The sequence below is a fragment of the Phytohabitans kaempferiae genome (genome assembly GCF_042433955.1).
In the GTDB taxonomy this organism is placed as follows: domain Bacteria; phylum Actinomycetota; class Actinomycetes; order Mycobacteriales; family Micromonosporaceae; genus Phytohabitans; species Phytohabitans kaempferiae.
In genome coordinates, this window is sequence record NZ_JBHLUH010000041.1 from 65,904 (window position 1) to 81,401 (window position 15,498).

Here is a 15,498-nt window from a genome sequence, read left to right on the forward strand (position 1 = left end):
GGAGGGCTGACGTGACTGACCTAAGAGGACTCGGCGAGCCGCGCGGCCCGGGCTTCATCTCGCCCGACCTCGACCCGTGGGGCGCGCCCCGGCCCGCCGTACCCGGGGAGGTCGCGAAGAGTGACCCCGCGCGGTGGCCGCGCCTGCTGCTCGCGGGCCTGGCGGTGGTGGCGATCTCCGCGACGTCCGGCGCGATCGCCGGCGGCGTGGTGGCGGACGACGCCCCCGCGCCCGCCGCGGCGACGCCGGCGCCCACCACCTCGGCACCGCCACCGGCCCAGGGCGGCGTGCCGCACGACCTGGTCGGCGCGGCGGCGACCGCGCTGCCGGGAGTGGTGCAGGTGCGGGTCGGGCGCTCCGGCGGCTCCGGCTTCGCGGTCGACAACCAGGGCCACATCATCACCAACAACCACGTGGTCGCCAGCGGCGACGCGGTGACTGTCGTGGGGCAGGACGGGCGGCGGCTGGCCGCCGAGGTCGTGGGGCGCGACCCCGGCAGCGACATCGCCGTCCTCCGCGTGGATCCGACGTCCGGGCTGCGCCCTCTCGCGCTGGCGCAGCCCGGCAGTACCCGGGTCGGCGAGCCGGTGCTTGCCGTCGGCTCGCCGCTCGGGCTCTCCGGCACGGTCACCGCGGGGATCGTGAGCGCGCTCGACCGCCAGGTGCGGCTCGGCAACACCGGGGCCCGGCGCAACGCGATCCAGACCGACGCCTCGATCAACCCCGGCAACTCCGGCGGCCCGCTGGTGAACGCCCGGGGTGAGGTGGTCGGCGTGAACACCGCGATCGCCACACTGGATGGCAACGGCAACATCGGCATCGGCTTCGCCATCCCGATCGACCAGGCTCAGCGAGCGGCTGAGCGAATCATCCGCGGCGGCGGATAGCGTTCAGCCATGCGCCTCCTCGTGGTGGAAGACGAAGAAGACCTGGCCGAGGCCGTGCGCCTCGGCCTGGTTCGTGCCGGCTACGCCGTCGACATGGCCGGCGACGCGGCGCAGGCGTACGACCGCCTGGCCGTCAACGCGTACGACCTGATGCTGCTCGACATCAACCTGCCCGACGGCGACGGCTTCGCCGTTTGCCACGCGATCCGGCGCGGCGAGGTGCCGGTGGAGGGCGGGAGCGAGCTGAGGATCCTGATGCTCACCGCGCGGGGCGCGCTGCACGACCGGGTGCGCGGGCTCGACGAGGGGGCCGACGACTACCTGGTGAAGCCGTTCGCGCTGGCCGAGCTGCTCGCGCGCGTACGGGCGCTGCTGCGCCGCGACACCGGCGGCGGCACCGCTGTGCTGGAGGTGGGCGGCATCCGGCTCGACGTGGCCCGCCACGAGGCGAGCGTGGACGGGGACGCGCTGCACCTGACGCCGAAGGAGTTCGGCGTGCTCGAATACCTCATGACCCGCCCCGGGCACGTCGTGTCGGCGGAGGAGCTGCTCGAGCACGTGTGGGACGAAAACGCCGACCCTTTCACCCAGACGGTCCGGGTGACGGTGGGCACGCTGCGCCGCAAGCTCGGCGGTGAGCCGATCGAGACGGTCGTGGGACGCGGCTACCGGCTCAGGGAGGTGGCGTGATGCGTTTCGTGCGGACCATCCGGTTCCGCCTCACCGTGCTCTACTCGACGCTGCTCTTCGCACTGGCCGGCGCGGGGCTCGTGGTGACGTACGTGGCCGTCGAGCGCACCACCGACCCCAAGCCGATCACTAAGTCGTACGAGGCGGGCGTCTACAAGTACGGCGTGCGCACCGGCACCATGACCGTCGCCGAGGTGGACGAGATCGAGTCGGCGGTCAACTTCAGCACGCTGGAGACCATGCGCAACTACTCGCTGATCGCGCTCGGCGGCCTCTTCGTCGCGAGCCTCGGCATCGGTTGGGTCCTCTCCGGGCGGGCGCTGCGGCCGGTGGGCGCGATCGCCCGCACCGCGCGGGAGATCCAGGCGACCGACCTGTCCCGGCGGATCCGGCTCACCGGCCCCCGGGACGAGTTGCGCGACCTCGGCGAGACGATCGACTCGATGCTCGACCGGCTGGACGAGGCGTTCCGGGCCCAGCGACAGCTGATCGACGACGCCTCGCACGAGCTGCGCAGCCCGCTCGCGGTCATCCGGGCCAACCTCGACGCCTCGCTCATGGACGCGCCCGACGCGACCGAGCCCGAGCGGGAGCGGGCGGTCGCGGTCATCGACCGGGCCACCACGCGCATGTCACGGCTCGTCGAGGACCTGCTGGCCACCGCGCGCCGCAACGCGGTCGCGCTCGCCGACGCCGACGTCGACCTCGGCGGCGTCGCGCGCGAGGCGGGGGAGGACTTCGCCGCCATCGCCGCCGGGCGCGGTGTCCTTCTGCGGTACGACGTGCGCGGCGACCTGATGCTCATCGGCGACCACGACGCGCTGCGCCGGGCGGCGGGAAACCTGCTGTCGAACGCGGTACGCCTCTCGCCCGAGGGCGGCACCGTGACCGTGGCGGCCGGCGAGCGGGACGGCTGGCTGTGGCTGGCGGTCGCGGACGAGGGGCCGGGCATCCCCGACGACGACCAGCCGCGCGTCTTCGACCGCTTCTGGCGGGGCGCCCATCCGTCCCAGGATCGCCGTACGGGCCTCGGTCTCGCCATCGTGCGGCAGATCACCGAGTCGCACGGCGGTCACGTGGCGGTCTTCTCGTCGGTGGGGGCCGGCAGCACGTTCGTACTGTGGCTGCCGGCCCGGGACCGCGCCGACGACAGCCCAGCGCCGTCGGCGTCGCCCCTGCGCTCACCGCCGCCGGATCAGCTGACCTTCCCGTAGCCCGCGCCCGCGCGGACCGTGGCGGGCACGCTGGCCGCACTGTCCAACGTGTACGAGTAGTAGGTGCGCGGCTCGACCACCGTGCCGGCCGCCTCGCACGTGCCCGAGCCGACGAACGTGTTGCCCCGGTGCACGAGCCGCCCCGGGCCGCTGTCCGCGTACCCGCTGGCGGAGAAGCACGGGAACGGCACGTTCTCGAAGTAGTTGTTCTCCACCACCGCACCGGCCTGCTGCACCGAGGCGACGCCGTACAGCTCGTTGTCAAGGAAGTAGTTGTTGAACACGTGCACCGGCTCGCCGAAGCGGATGCGCGGATGCCGCTGGCGGCTGTTGTCGAAGAAGTTGTGGTGGATGGTCACCTTGAGGTGGCCGATGTCGGTGGAGGCCGCGCCGTCTGAGTGGCTGATCAGCATGCTCTTGTCGGCGTGGTCGAAGTGGTTCCACGAGATTGTGACGTAGTCGGCGCCGCGGACGACGTCGATCGAGCCGTCGACCGCGCCGGAGAACGAGTTGTGGTCGATCCAGATGTGGTGCGACTCCTGGCCCACGTTGATCGCGTCGTCCTCCGCGTTGGTGAAGCGCAGGTTCCGCACGATCACGTTGTACGAGCGGTAGAAGTCCAGCCCGCCGCCGTTGATGTGGCCCGAGGTGCCCACGCCGATGATCGTCTTGTTGGGGCGTACCCCCTGCTTGCTGGTGATGTTGATCTGGCCGGCGACCCGGATGACCAGCGTCTCGGTGCTGTCGATGTAGTCCAGGAACTCGGTGGCGTTGGTCGCGGTGACCGTGCGCCCGCCAGCCCCGCCGGTGGTCCCGTTCTGGCCGAGCGCGTTGAGCGAGGCGAACCCGATCGGCCCGCCGCCGGGGGTCGGCGGTGGCGTCGTGGGCGGTGATGTCGTGGGCGGTGGTGTGGTGGGCGGCGGCGTACTGGGCGCCGGGCTGCTCGGCGGTGGCGTGGTGGGCGCGGTCGCCGTCCGCACCGACACGTCGTCGAAGTTGGCCGCGGTGTAGAAGGTGGCCACGCCCACGCCGCCGGCCGCGAACGCGGTGTCGGTGGCGGTCAGCGCCGCGCCGCCGTTGACCGTGCTGCGCAGCGTCGAGCCGGCCACCTGGAGGCTGACCGTGTACGTGGTGCCGGCCGACACCGCCAGCGAGGTCGAGGCGAGCGTGGTGGCGGTGCCGTTGACGAGCTTTTTGAGTTCGACCGTGTTGTTGGAGCGCAGCGCCACGTAGTAGTAGCTGGTGGCCGACTGCGTGCGGGCGAGCACGGCGGCGAAGCGGTTGCCGCCGCTGAAGGCGGTGGGCCTGACCTTGGCGGTGACCGTGTAGTCGGTCCACGAGGCCGAGCCGGCCCGCGCGCGGGCGTCGCTGCTCGTACCGGCCTGGCGCAGCACGCGCGAGCCGTCGGTGGCGACCGACCAGGTGCCGCCGCTCGTGGTCCAGCCGGTGCTGTCGCCGTCTTCGAAGTCGTCGCCGAAGAGCGTGGCGGCCTGCGCACCGCCGGCGAAGCCGAGGAGCGCCGCGGCGAGCGTGGCCGCCGAGGCGACGGCGGCGATCGGGATGAGTCGCTTCATGGGTCGCCCTCCTCAGATCTTTCCGACGCCGGCGCCGGCCGGGACGACCGACGGGACGCTGGACGCGGGATCGGCGGTGTACGCGTAGTACGTGCGCGGGTCGGGCACGCCGCCGCGCTCCTCGATGGGGTGGTTGCAGGCGACGAGGATGTTGTCGCGCTGCACCAGCCGGCCCAACTCGCCGCTGAAGTTGACGCGGCCGGGGTTGTTGACGCTGTAGAAGTAGTTGCCCTCGACCCAGAGGCCCGAGTCCATCGTCGACGCGATGCCGTAGCTGTTGTCGTCGTAGTAGTTGTTGTAGACGTGCACCAGCGGGGAGAAGCGCACCCGGGGGTTGCGCTGGTCCGAGCCGTCGAAGAAGTTGTGGTGGTACGTCACGCGCAGCCGGCCGGCGTCCTGGGCGGCGTTGTCGTCGTCGTGCCCGACGAGCGTGGTCTTGTCGTGGTCGTAGAAGCGGTTCCAGGAGACCGTGACGTAGTCCGAGCCGCGCTTGATGTCGACCGCGCCGTCGTCCCCGTTCGAGAAGTCGTTGTGGTCGATCCACACGTGGTGCGTGAACATCTGCACGTTGATCAGGTCGTCGGAGGCGCCCGTCAGCGTGATGTTGCGGATGATCACGTTGTGCACCGCGTTCGCGGGCGGGCTGGTCAGGTCGTCGTCGACCGGCAGGCCGATGTTGAGGCCGCCACCGACCAGCCGGGCGTTCGCGCCGATGCCGACGATGGTCTTGTCGGAGGTCACGTTGTGCATGCCGTCGCTGTTGCCCTTGGGCAGCGTGATCGTGCCGGAGACCCGGATGACGTACGGGCCGGGGCGCGCGATGTAGTCCAGGAACTGCGCGGTCGTGGTGGCCGTGACGGTGGGGCCGCCGGCGCCGCCCGTGGTGCCGTTCTGCCCGAGCGCGTCGACGGCCGCGAAGCCGATCGGGGCGCTGTCGGCAGCCTGGGCCGGAGCGGTGGGCGACACGACGGTGAGGCCGGTGGCGACCAGCACCGCGGCGACGCCGGGTCGGAGCATGCGAAGTGGTGGCATGCGGGGTCTGCCTTTCGTGGGGGAGGCGAGGTGGCAGACCCTCGTGATTGGAAAGCGCTTTCCAATCACGATAGAAAGCCGTAACAGGGTTGTCAATCGGTCATCGCGTACACAATGGACGCGTGACTGATCACGGTGGCCGACCGCTCGAACCGGCATGGCGGCGGCCGCACCCCGGTGAGCACCGGTGGCCGGTCGCGGTGGCGATCAGTGTCGCGATCGTGCTCCAGTTCCTGACGCCGCAGGACCTGGCGTTCGACCCGAAGTGGCTCCTGCCGGCCGTGGAGGTCGCGCTACTGCTCGGTGTGCTCGTCGTGAACCCGTTCCGGATCGACCGCGAGTCGGCGGCGCTGCGCGTGCTCGGCATCGCGCTGGTGGCCGTGGCGTCGCTGGCCCTGGTCTGGTCCACCGGGCGGCTGGTGCTGACGCTGGTACACGGCGAGCGGGGCGGCAACCCCGGCCACGTACTGCTCAGCGGCGGGATCATCTGGCTCACCAACGTGATCGTCTTCGCCGTCTGGTACTGGCTCACCGACCGAGGTGGCCCCGCCGCGCGCGCCAACGCGCGGAAGATCCACCTCGACTTCCTCTTCCCGCAGATGACCACCCCCGAACTCACCCACAGCGAGTGGCGCCCGGTCTTCGTCGACTACCTGTACCTGGCGTTCACCAACTCCACCGCGTTCAGCCCGACCGACACGATGCCGCTGGCGCGCTGGGCGAAGCTGGCGATGCTGTTGCAGTCTGGCGTGTCGTTCCTCATCGTGATCCTGGTCATCGCGCGCGCGGTGAACACGCTTAACTAGAGGGCGTGGCAGACGAACTCCGCGTGACCGACCGCCTGGTGATCCCTTGCGGCGAGCTGCGCGAGCGCTTCTCCCGCTCCTCGGGTCCCGGCGGGCAGGGCGTCAACACGGCCGACAGCCGGGTCGAGCTGTCGTTCGACGTGGCCGGCTCGCCGTCGCTGCCGCCGCCGCTGCGCGACCGGGCGCTCGACCGCCTGGCCGGGCGGCTCGTCGACGGTGTGCTCACGATCGCGGCGAGTGAGCACCGGGCGCAGCTGGCCAATCGGGAGGCCGCGCGCGAGCGGCTGGTGGAGCTGCTGCGCGCCGCGGTCGCCCCGCCACCGCCACCGCGCCGGCCCACCAAGCCGAGCCGGGCGGCCAAGCAGCGGCGGCTCGACGAGAAGCGCCGCCGCTCCGACCTCAAGAAGAGCCGTCGAGTCGATCGAGGGCAGCAATGAGCCGGGCGCGCAGAGCTGCCGCTCGGCCGGCGAAGGCGCGCTGCGCGGCGGCATACTCCGCACGCCCCTCCGGCGTCTCCACCCGCACCGGCTCGTAGCCGAGGTCGGCGAGGTCGTAGGGGCTTGCCCGCATGTCCAGCGCGCGGATGTCCCGGGCCAGCGCGAAGGCATCGGCGACCAGCTCACTCGCGACGAGCGGCGACAGCTTGTACGCCCACTTGTAGAGGTCCATGTTGGCGTGCAGGCAGCCCGGCTGCTCGTTGTCGTGCTGGGTCTCGCGCGTGGGCTGGAGCAGGTTGAGCGGGCGGGCGGCGGGCGTGAAGAAGCGGAACGCGTCGAAGTGGCTGCACCGTACCCGGTTGTCGTCCACCACACGGTCGGTCTCGGCGGGGGAGAGGCGGAGCGGCACCTGCTCGTGGCGTACCCCCTCCGCGCGGTAGACCATCGCCCACTCGTGCATCCCGAAGCATCCGAAGTGCGCCGGGCGGCCGGCCGTGCGCCGCAGCAGCGTGCCGATCCACTCGGTGGACTTGCGGGCCGCCACCGTCGGGTCGAGCATCACGCCCTGGCCCGTCTGGATGTACTCCTTGTCCGGCAGCCCGTCCTCCAGCGTGACGCCGGCGCCCGGATGCCAGCGCCGGAGCTGGGCCGGGCGAAACGAGTAGTACGTGAAAAGGAAGTCCTCCACCGGATGCTTCTCGCCGGCCTGGCGGCGGGCCAGGTGGGGGGCCAGCCACGCGTCCACACGGGCCTCGTGTGTGGCACGGCGAGCGCGCCACTCGGTGGCCTCCAGGACCAGGGTCCGCGGGCGTGGCGGCTGGGTCTGCCCCGGTGCCGCGGAGGTTGTCCTCTGGGCCCGCCGCGGCGCCACAGAGGTTGGAGGATCAGACCCTGGCATCCGTCCAGGGTAGGTTGGCGGTCGTGCGTATCGCTCGTTTCGTTCATGCCGGTGGGATGTCGTTCGGTGTCGTGGAGGGCGACCCCGACGGGCTGACGGTCGCCGAGATCGAGGGTCATCCGTTCGGGCAGATCTCGTTCACCACGCAGCGCTGGGCCCTCGCCGACGTGCGGCTGCTCTCGCCGATCCTGCCGAGCAAGGTGGTGTGCGTCGGGCGTAACTACGCCGAGCACGCCGCCGAGCTGGGCAACGAGGTGCCGAAGGAGCCGCTGCTCTTCCTCAAGCCCTCCACCTCGGTGATCGGCCCGCGCGACGCGATCCGGCTCCCACCACAGTCCAAGCAGGTCGAGCACGAGGCCGAGCTCGCGGTGGTCATCGGCCCGCCAGGCGCGCGGCGCGCCGACCGTGCGACCGCCGAGCGGGCCATTTTCGGGTACACCTGCGCCAACGACGTCACCGCCCGCGACCTGCAGAAGGCCGACGTGCAGTTCACCCGCGCGAAGGGCTTCGACTCGTTCTGCCCGCTGGGACCGTGGATCACCACCAGCCTCGACGTGAGCGACCTCGAGGTGCGGTGCGAGGTCAACGAGGAGGTGCGCCAGCTCGGCCGCACCAAGGATCTGATCTTTGACGTGCCCACCCTCGTCTCGTACGTGTCGCACGTCATGACGCTCCTGCCCGGCGACGTGATCCTGACCGGCACGCCGGCGGGCGTGAGCCCCATCACCGCTGGTGACACGGTCACGGTGCGCGTGGAGGGCATCGGCGACCTGGCCAATCCGGTCGTCGGACTGGAGTGACCGCCAGCGGGTCGATTTGGGGGGCGGCCGGGCGGTCGGGTAGAGTTCCCCCTCGGTGCGGCCCGATGGGCATGTGCCAATGGGGTATGGGGTAATTGGCAGCCCGACGGATTCTGGCTCCGTTAGTCTAGGTTCGAGTCCTGGTACCCCAGCAACCGATGTCCGTTAAGGCGCCGGTGCTGGTCCTCTGGTAGAGTTCAGCACCGTTGTCCGGAAGGGCAGCGGAGGAAAGAAAGAAAGTCCTGGCCCCGTCGTCTAGCGGCCTAGGACGCCGCCCTCTCAAGGCGGTAGCGCCGGTTCGAATCCGGTCGGGGCTACATTTGGGCCCGCACTCTTTGGAGTGCGGGCCTTTTTCTTGCGTGCCGGCTTTCTTGCGCGCCGGCTTTGCTCGCGCTCGGGCGCGGGCTTCTCGTGTGCGGCGGTTTGGGGCACCGGTCGCTGGGCGCCTCGCTGTGGTGTGCTCGGTGTTGCGGTCTCGCTATCGGCCCGCCGGGGCTTGCGGTCGTGGCGGCTTCCTGACCATGACCGTCGGAGGCTGTTTCGCCGCGTGGCGAAGGACGAGCGGTGCTACAAGGGCGGAGCAGTCACGCATACGCCGGGATGCGAACGAGTGGCAGAGCCTTGCGGAGACCTCCGCGTGGCCGAAGCGGAAGGCGAGCCACGGCTGGCGGTCGTGGGAAGCTCTCAGATTTTCGCGCGGAACAGCAAGGCGGTGCCGAAGCCGAGGGCTGGCGGGCAGCGCCCGACGCCTCTGCGGTATCGCTCAAGGACGAGTGGAGGCGGTCGACGGCGGCATGGAGGCGCCCGGTGTAAAGCGTGCGAGGCCCGCGTGGAAGCAGCAGCCGTAGCAGCGCACGATGCCCGCGTGGAAGGTGCTCGACGCCGCGCGGAAGCGCGCACGGCGCGTACCGGAGCGGGAATGGCCGCGCGCTCGCGTCCGACGCTGGGGCGACAGCGCCCAAGGCCCTCATGGGAAACACGCGGTAGTGCTCAACGCCAGCGCGGCAAACAGCCAGGGGTCGCACGGTAAGCGTGGAGGCGCCCAGGGCCGCGCCGGAACCCCGAGGCCGGCGGAGCAGCACTCTCAAGGCTGGCACGCAAACAGCGGAGGCCGCACGAGAGCGCTCAAGCCCACAAACAGCGGGAGGCCGCGCGAAAGCGCCCGCGCCCGCGCCCGCGCCCACGCCCACGCCCACGCCCCAGAGCGTCAACGCCCGCGCGGCGGCGCCTCAACGCGGGAGCGCAACTGCCAAGGCGGCGCACAAGGACCGCGCGGAGAGCGGCCACCGCCCAAGCAACGGAGAACACCAACGGAAACCGCGCGAAGCAAAGCCGGACCGAGGAAACGACGCGCGCGGTGCGACGTGTGAGGTCAGCGCGAACCGTGAGGCGCGACAAACCCCCGAGCCGCACCGCGAAGCGTGCGCCAGGATGCCTGTCAGAGGCCGCTCAAGCGTTGCCCGGCGCGTACCACCGCCATCGCGTGGCGGTCGCCGGGGCGGCGGCCCAGGCGCTCGATCGGGCCGGAGACGCTGATGGCGGCGATAACGCGGCCGGTGCGGTCGCGGATCGGGGCGGAAACGCTTGCCACGCCGGCCTCGCGCTCGGCGACGCTCTGCGCCCAGCCGCGCCGGCGTACCTCGGCGAGTGTGCGGCCGGTGAACTTGCACCGTGGCAACAGTGGCATCACGGCCTCGGGCGGCTCCCAAGCGAGCAGCACCTGTGCGGCCGAGCCGGCGGTCATCGGGAGCACCGCGCCGACGGGCACTGTGTCGCGCAGGCCACTCGCGCGCTCGGCCGCACCGACGCAGATCCGTTCGTCCGCACGGCGCAGGTACAGCTGGGCGCTTTCGCCTGTGGCGTCACGGAGTGCGGAGAGGAGCGGCTCGGCGGCGGTCAGCAGAACGTCGGGCGCGGCGTTGGCGAGTTCGCCAAGGCGTGGCCCCGGACGCCAGCGGCCCTGTGTGTCGCGGACTAGCATCCGGTGGATTTCCAGCGCCTGTGCCAGCCGGTGCGCGGTGGCCCGGGGCAGCTTGGTGCGCTCGACGAGTTCGGCCAAGCTGGCGCCGTCGACACAGGCGGCCAGGATGACCACTGCCTTGTCGAGAACGCCGACACCGCTCATACTGTGTCCCACAAGCCGAAACATACCTCCCAGAATTTAGGATGTCCAGATGGTGGGAGACACGCAGAAACCACGGACCCTCGCCGAGAAGGTTTGGGACGCCCACGTGGTGCGATCCGCCGAGGGTGAGCCGGATCTGCTGTTCATCGACCTTCACCTGCTGCACGAGGTGACCAGCCCGCAGGCGTTCGACGGCCTGCGGATGGCCGGGCGGAGCGTCCGACGCACAGATCTCACGCTCGCGACCGAAGACCACAACACGCCGACGGGGTACGAGGATCCGTCGTTCAACAGCCGCCGCGGCGATCTGCTCACGATTTCGGATCCCACGTCGCGCACGCAGATCGAGACGCTGCGCCGCAACTGCGCCGAGTTCGGCGTGAAGCTGCACCCGTTGGGCGACGCCCAGCAGGGCATCGTGCACGTGATCGGTCCGCAGCTCGGCCTCACCCAGCCCGGTCTCACGATCGTGTGTGGCGACTCGCACACCGCGACGCACGGCGCGTTCGGCGCGCTGGCGTTCGGTATCGGCACGAGTGAGGTGGAGCACGTGCTCGCCACACAGACGCTGCCCCAGGCGCGCCCGAAGACGATGGCGGTGACGGTCAACGGCACGCTCGCCCCCGGCGTGACGGCCAAGGATCTGGTGCTGGCGCTCATCGCCAAGGTGGGCACCGGCGGCGGGCGCGGCCACGTCGTGGAGTACCGCGGCGACGCCATCCGCGCGCTTTCCATGGAAGGGCGCATGACGATCTGCAACATGTCGATCGAGTGGGGCGCCAAGGCCGGGATGATCGCGCCCGACGAGACCACGTTCGCGTACCTCAAGGGGCGCCCCAACGCGCCGCAGGGCGAGGCGTGGGACGCCGCGGTGGCGCACTGGCGTGGTCTGGTGACCGACGAGGGCGCCACGTTCGACACCGAGGTGGTGCTGGACGCCGCGGAGATCAGCCCGTTCGTCACGTGGGGCACCAACCCGGGACAGGGCTCCGCGCTCGACAGCGCCGTGCCGGACCCGGAGGAGTTCGTCGAGGAGGTCGAGCGCTCGGCCGCCCGCCGCGCCTTGGAGTACATGGCGCTGGAGCCGGGCACGCGGCTGCGCGACATCCCGGTCGACGTGGTCTTCGTCGGCTCGTGCACCAACGGCCGCCTGGAAGACCTGCGGGCCGCCGCCGAGGTGCTCCGGGGGCACAAGGTCGCCAACGGCGTACGCATGCTCGTGGTGCCCGGTTCCGCCGCCGTACGCGAGGCGGCCGAGCACGAAGGGCTGGACAAGGTGTTCACCGAGGCGGGCGCCGAGTGGCGCTTCGCCGGCTGCTCGATGTGCCTGGGCATGAACCCGGACACGCTCAAGCCCGGTGAGCGCTCGGCGTCCACCTCCAACCGCAACTTCGAGGGCCGGCAGGGCCGTGGTGGGCGTACCCACCTCGTCTCGCCCCCGGTCGCCGCCGCAACCGCCGTCGTGGGCCGCCTCGCCGCGCCCGCCGATCTCAACTAGGCGTTCCTCCAGGGGAGAAGTACGTACATGGACAAGTTCACCGTGCACACGGGCACCGGCGTCCCACTTCGCCGGTCCAACGTGGATACCGACCAGATCATCCCCGCCGTCTACCTGAAGCGGGTGACCCGCACCGGCTTCGAGGACGGGCTGTTCAACGCGTGGCGCGAGGATCCGGGCTTCGTGCTCAACAACCCGGCGTACTCGGGCGCCTCCGTCCTCGTGGCGGGGCCGGAGTTCGGCACCGGGTCGTCGCGCGAGCACGCCGTGTGGGCGTTGCGTGACTACGGTTTCCGGGCGGTCATCTCGCCGCGGTTCGGGGACATCTTCCGGGGCAACGCCTTGAAGGAGGGGTTGTTGCCCGTGGAGCTCGAACTCAAGGCTGTGGAAGCGCTGTGGGACCTGCTCGAGCGCGACCCGACCGCGCAGGTCACGGTCGACCTGACGGCCCGCGAGGTCAGGGCCGACGATGCCACTTGGTCGTTTCCACTCGACGATTTCAGCCGCTGGCGGCTGCTCGAGGGATTGGACGACATTGGACTGACGCTGCGGCACGAGGACGCCATCAGCGCCTACGAAGAGCGTCGTCTCCCCTTCCTGCCAGTGGTTTCGTAACCATCGCGCAGCCCTTACCTGGCCGTTTTCGCCCCTGTCGGATCATCCGACAGGGGCGAATCCGTTACGACACAACGGCTTTTTTCGCGGGGATGTTTGCTCAGACTGGGCAAAGGGCATACGGTGCGCGCAGAATGGCTCGAGTTGAGTCCAAAGTTAGGTACGGGAGGGAAGTCGTGAACAAGGCCGAGCTCATCGAGGCGCTCGCCGCCCGCTTGGGAGACAAGAAGGCGGCGACGGCGGCGCTGGACGCGGTGCTGACGGAGGTTCAGCAGGCTGTAACCAAGGGCGACCGGGTGGCGATCACCGGTTTCGGCGTCTTCGAGAAGCGGGTCCGCGGTGCGCGAACAGCTCGCAACCCGCGGACCGGCGAAGCGGTGAAGGTGAAGAAGACGTCGGTTCCGGCCTTCCGCGCCGGCGCCGGCTTCAAGGAGATGGTCGCGAGCGGCCGCGTGCCGAAGGTGGCCGCCGCCAAGAAGACCACCGCCGCGAAGGCGACCACCGCCAAGGCCACCACGGCCAAGGCCGCCACCAAGAAGGCCGCCGCCCCGGCGAAGGCTACGGCGACCAAGAAGGCCGCTGCCGCCCCCGCGAAGAAGGCCGCGACCAAGAGCACCACCGCCCGCGCGACGGCGGCGGCCAAGAAGGCCCCCGCCAAGAAGGCTCCGGCCCGGAAGGCCGCGCCGAAGCGCTGAGCAAGCGGCGAAGGAGGGCATCCGCTGATCGGGATGCCCTCCTTTTCTGTGTGCGCGCGTGTTCCGGGCGAACGCGTGGTCAGACGAGTGCGGGCTCCCGCTCTGGCTCGGCGCTTTCCTCCCGTACCTCGATCCGCTTGTGCAGGCGGCCCAGCGGCCCTGGCGCCCAGAAGTTGTACCGGCCGAGGAGCGTCATGGTGGCCGGTACCAGAAGCATCCGTACCACGGTCGCGTCGAGCGCGACGGCGAGCACGAGCCCCAGGCCGATTCCCTTGATGGGTACGAAACCGCCGATCAGGAACCCGGCGAACACCACCACGAGAAGCAACGCCGCCGAGGTGATGATGCGGCCGGTGCGCTGGATGCCCTCGGCCACCGCGCGATCGGCGGGCACGCCGGCCAGCCAGCGTTCGCGGATGCGGGAGAGCAGGAAGACCTCGTAGTCGACCGAGAGCCCGAACGCGATCGCCGCGACGAGCACCGGCACCGTGAGGTTGAGGTAGCCCAGTCCGCTCGTACCGAAGATCCCGGCCAGATTGCCCTGCTGGAAGACCCACACGACCGCACCGAGTGCGGCACCGATGCTGAGCGCGTTGGTGAGCACAGCCTTGATCGGCAACAGCACCGAGCCGGTGAAGGCGAAGAGCAGCAGCAGCGTGCCGATCACCACCACACCGATCGCCCACGGCGCCCGGTCGACCAGCATCTCCTCGTAGTCCACCAGCCGTGCCGCGTCGCCGGTCACCAACACCTCGAACGGCGCGGGCAGGTCGCGGATCGCGCTCACCGCGTCCTTCGTCGAGTCCGACGGGGTGATGTCCGACGGGTACGCGTTCAGCACCGTCATGTCCCCTCCCGCCGGTACCGCCTCCACGCGCGTGATACCCGCGACGCCGGCGATCTGGTCGCGCAGCGCGGCGATACCGCGATCGGTGGAGGGCGCGGCGGCCACCGCCTCGATCGGCTCTGGCGCGTTCCCCTCGGGGTAGTGCGTCGCCAGCGCGTCGTACATCTGGCGAGTGCTCGAATCGGTCGGCAGCATACGCGGATCGCCGACGCCGAGCCGCAGGTCGAGTGCCGGCAGCGCGACGAAGACCAGCGCGGCCCCGGTCGCGACCAACGTCACCAGCGGGCGCCGCTGCACACCGCGTACCATCCGGGCGAGGAAGCCGCCGCGGGCGCGCTCCTTGGCCGGCTTGACCCGGTGGCCGAAGAGCACCAGCAGCGCGGGGAGCAGCGTGAGCGCGGCGAGCATGTCCACCAGGACGACCGCGAGGCCGGCCAGGCCCATCGAGCGCAGGAACGGGTCGGAGAAGACGACCAGGCCGGCGAGGGCGAGCGCGACGGTCAGCCCGGCGAAGAGCACGGTGCGGCCGGCGGTCGCGGCGGTGCGGGTCGCGGCGACGCGTACGTCCGGGTCGACCGCGCGCTCCTCACGGAAGCGGCTCACCATCAGCAGCGCGTAGTCCACGCCGAGGCCCACCGCCAGCATCGTGGTCACCTGGATGGCGTACACGGATACGTCGGTCACCTCGGAGAAAGCGAAGAGGATGCCGAACGTGCCGCCCACGCCGGCGACCGCGATCAGCAGCGGCAGCCCGGCCGCGATGAGACCGCCGAAGATGAGCAGCAGCAGGATGAGTACCACCGGGGTGGTGAGCATCTCCGCGCGCTGCACGTCCTCCTCGGCCTGAGCGCCGTACTCCTCATCGCTGAGCGGCCCGCCGGAGACGGCGACCTGCGCCGCGGAGATCTCGCGCAACCGCTCGGCCGCCGCCTCCGCCGCGTCGGTCTCGTCGTCGGACCGCAGCGTGATGCTGAGGATCAGGGCCTCGCCGGTCTGCGCGGACGGCTGGGGCGGGCTGACCGCGACGACGCCGGGGATCGCGCGTATGTCGGCGATCGCGCCGTCCACCTCCGCTTGGACGGCCGGGTCGTCCGCCGGCTTCCCGTGCACGATCGCGGTGAGGGTGGGCTGCTCCGGGCCGGTGGCGGCGAGGCGGTCGTCCGCGCGGGCCGACTCGGTGCCGGAGCCTGAGTTGATGTCGCCGGTGAGCCGCTCGAAGACGCCGATGCCGATGCCGAAGCCGGCGACCAGCACGAGGAGCCAGGCCACCACCACCAGGCGCGGCCGCCGGATCGCGAATCCTGTCACTGAGGTAAGCATGGTGCTGATGCTCGTCCGCTGAACCCCGCCGCGGATCGCCGTCAGGAGTGGAGTCGCGCC

General features: G+C 70.9%; 14 protein-coding genes and 2 tRNA genes. 11 read left to right on the forward strand and 5 right to left on the reverse strand.

Translation table 11 applies throughout. The features are described 5' to 3' along the window. Nucleotides 1-11 precede the first annotated feature (11 nt). The 3 genes from ACFFIA_RS20890 to ACFFIA_RS20900 are packed head-to-tail and all read left to right on the forward strand — an operon-like array spanning nucleotide 12 to nucleotide 2,791. Complete coding sequence (locus ACFFIA_RS20890) at nucleotides 12-887, forward strand: S1C family serine protease (protein ID WP_377253226.1); 876 nt, start codon at nucleotides 12-14, stop codon at nucleotides 885-887. 9 nt (nucleotides 888-896) lie between these two features. Further along, nucleotides 897-1,577, forward strand: a complete 681-nt coding sequence (locus tag ACFFIA_RS20895) for a response regulator transcription factor (protein ID WP_377253227.1) — start codon at nucleotides 897-899, stop codon at nucleotides 1,575-1,577. Further along, nucleotides 1,577-2,791 (forward strand): sensor histidine kinase, encoded by a 1,215-nt coding sequence (locus ACFFIA_RS20900; RefSeq protein ID WP_377253228.1) that lies wholly within the window; start codon nucleotides 1,577-1,579, stop codon nucleotides 2,789-2,791. The genes ACFFIA_RS20895 and ACFFIA_RS20900 overlap by 1 nt, the downstream gene beginning before the upstream one ends. Here ACFFIA_RS20900 and ACFFIA_RS20905 read toward each other — a convergent pair. Beyond that, nucleotides 2,773-4,365, reverse strand: a complete 1,593-nt coding sequence (locus ACFFIA_RS20905) for a pectate lyase family protein (protein ID WP_377253229.1) — start codon at nucleotides 4,363-4,365, stop codon at nucleotides 2,773-2,775. The two genes, ACFFIA_RS20900 and ACFFIA_RS20905, sit on opposite strands and share 19 nt — an antisense overlap. A gap of 12 nt (nucleotides 4,366-4,377) precedes the next feature. Further along, entirely contained in the window at nucleotides 4,378-5,397 is a 1,020-nt protein-coding gene (locus ACFFIA_RS20910; RefSeq protein ID WP_377253231.1) for a pectate lyase family protein, read from the reverse strand. A gap of 122 nt (nucleotides 5,398-5,519) precedes the next feature. Between ACFFIA_RS20910 and ACFFIA_RS20915 the strand changes: the two genes are divergently transcribed. Both ACFFIA_RS20915 and arfB read left to right on the forward strand, forming a co-directional pair. Beyond that, nucleotides 5,520-6,203 (forward strand): hypothetical protein, encoded by a 684-nt coding sequence (locus ACFFIA_RS20915; RefSeq protein WP_377253232.1) that lies wholly within the window; start codon nucleotides 5,520-5,522, stop codon nucleotides 6,201-6,203. A 5-nt stretch (nucleotides 6,204-6,208) separates the two neighbouring features. After that, a complete protein-coding gene (gene arfB / locus ACFFIA_RS20920) occupies nucleotides 6,209-6,640 on the forward strand; it encodes an alternative ribosome rescue aminoacyl-tRNA hydrolase ArfB (protein ID WP_377253233.1) in 432 nt (143 codons plus the stop codon). On the opposite strand, the gene ACFFIA_RS20925 is transcribed toward arfB, so the two are convergent. After that, a complete protein-coding gene (locus ACFFIA_RS20925; protein ID WP_377253234.1) occupies nucleotides 6,603-7,538 on the reverse strand; it encodes a 3-methyladenine DNA glycosylase in 936 nt (311 codons plus the stop codon). The two genes, arfB and ACFFIA_RS20925, sit on opposite strands and share 38 nt — an antisense overlap. A 23-nt stretch (nucleotides 7,539-7,561) precedes the next feature. On the opposite strand from ACFFIA_RS20925, the gene ACFFIA_RS20930 reads away from it, so the two are divergent. The 3 genes from ACFFIA_RS20930 (at nucleotide 7,562) to ACFFIA_RS20940 (ending at nucleotide 8,655) form a co-directional block, all read left to right on the forward strand. Next, on the forward strand, nucleotides 7,562-8,338 hold the full coding sequence (locus tag ACFFIA_RS20930) for a fumarylacetoacetate hydrolase family protein (RefSeq protein ID WP_377253235.1): 777 nt from the start codon (nucleotides 7,562-7,564) through the stop codon (nucleotides 8,336-8,338). Between the two features lie 80 nt (nucleotides 8,339-8,418). Continuing rightward, nucleotides 8,419-8,490, forward strand: a tRNA-Gln gene (locus tag ACFFIA_RS20935). A gap of 92 nt (nucleotides 8,491-8,582) precedes the next feature. Next, nucleotides 8,583-8,655, forward strand: a tRNA-Glu gene (locus ACFFIA_RS20940). Between the two features lie 1,121 nt (nucleotides 8,656-9,776). Here ACFFIA_RS20940 and ACFFIA_RS20945 read toward each other — a convergent pair. Beyond that, nucleotides 9,777-10,463 (reverse strand): IclR family transcriptional regulator, encoded by a 687-nt coding sequence (locus ACFFIA_RS20945; RefSeq protein ID WP_173159014.1) that lies wholly within the window; start codon nucleotides 10,461-10,463, stop codon nucleotides 9,777-9,779. Nucleotides 10,464-10,512: 49 nt separating this feature from the next. Here ACFFIA_RS20945 and leuC point away from each other — a divergent pair, with 49 nt between their 5' ends. The 3 genes from leuC (at nucleotide 10,513) to ACFFIA_RS20960 (ending at nucleotide 13,271) form a co-directional block, all read left to right on the forward strand. Further along, nucleotides 10,513-11,961: a 3-isopropylmalate dehydratase large subunit gene (gene leuC, locus ACFFIA_RS20950; protein WP_377253236.1), complete on the forward strand. Its 1,449-nt coding sequence runs from the start codon at nucleotides 10,513-10,515 to the stop codon at nucleotides 11,959-11,961. A gap of 27 nt (nucleotides 11,962-11,988) precedes the next feature. After that, nucleotides 11,989-12,576: a 3-isopropylmalate dehydratase small subunit gene (gene leuD, locus ACFFIA_RS20955; protein WP_377253237.1), complete on the forward strand. Its 588-nt coding sequence runs from the start codon at nucleotides 11,989-11,991 to the stop codon at nucleotides 12,574-12,576. 176 nt (nucleotides 12,577-12,752) lie between these two features. Further along, nucleotides 12,753-13,271, forward strand: coding sequence for an HU family DNA-binding protein (locus tag ACFFIA_RS20960; RefSeq protein WP_377253238.1), 519 nt, complete (start codon nucleotides 12,753-12,755; stop codon nucleotides 13,269-13,271). Nucleotides 13,272-13,350: 79 nt separating this feature from the next. Here ACFFIA_RS20960 and ACFFIA_RS20965 read toward each other — a convergent pair whose 3' ends face one another. Then, nucleotides 13,351-15,426: an MMPL family transporter gene (locus ACFFIA_RS20965; protein WP_377253240.1), complete on the reverse strand. Its 2,076-nt coding sequence runs from the start codon at nucleotides 15,424-15,426 to the stop codon at nucleotides 13,351-13,353. Nucleotides 15,427-15,498 lie beyond the last annotated feature (72 nt).

What these genes read in the sequence shown, in the direction of transcription:
- ACFFIA_RS20895 (WP_377253227.1), top strand. Translation starts at nt 897, where the DNA reads ATGCGCCTCCTCGTGGTGGAAGACGAAGAAGACCTGGCCGAGGCCGTG.
- ACFFIA_RS20900 (WP_377253228.1), top strand. Translation starts at nt 1,577, where the DNA reads ATGCGTTTCGTGCGGACCATCCGGTTCCGCCTCACCGTGCTCTACTCG.
- ACFFIA_RS20905 (WP_377253229.1), bottom strand. Translation starts at nt 4,365, where the DNA reads ATGAAGCGACTCATCCCGATCGCCGCCGTCGCCTCGGCGGCCACGCTC.
- ACFFIA_RS20910 (WP_377253231.1), bottom strand. Translation starts at nt 5,397, where the DNA reads ATGCCACCACTTCGCATGCTCCGACCCGGCGTCGCCGCGGTGCTGGTC.
- ACFFIA_RS20925 (WP_377253234.1), bottom strand. Translation starts at nt 7,538, where the DNA reads ATGCCAGGGTCTGATCCTCCAACCTCTGTGGCGCCGCGGCGGGCCCAG.
- ACFFIA_RS20945 (WP_173159014.1), bottom strand. Translation starts at nt 10,463, where the DNA reads ATGAGCGGTGTCGGCGTTCTCGACAAGGCAGTGGTCATCCTGGCCGCC.
- leuC (WP_377253236.1), top strand. Translation starts at nt 10,513, where the DNA reads ATGGTGGGAGACACGCAGAAACCACGGACCCTCGCCGAGAAGGTTTGG.
- leuD (WP_377253237.1), top strand. Translation starts at nt 11,989, where the DNA reads ATGGACAAGTTCACCGTGCACACGGGCACCGGCGTCCCACTTCGCCGG.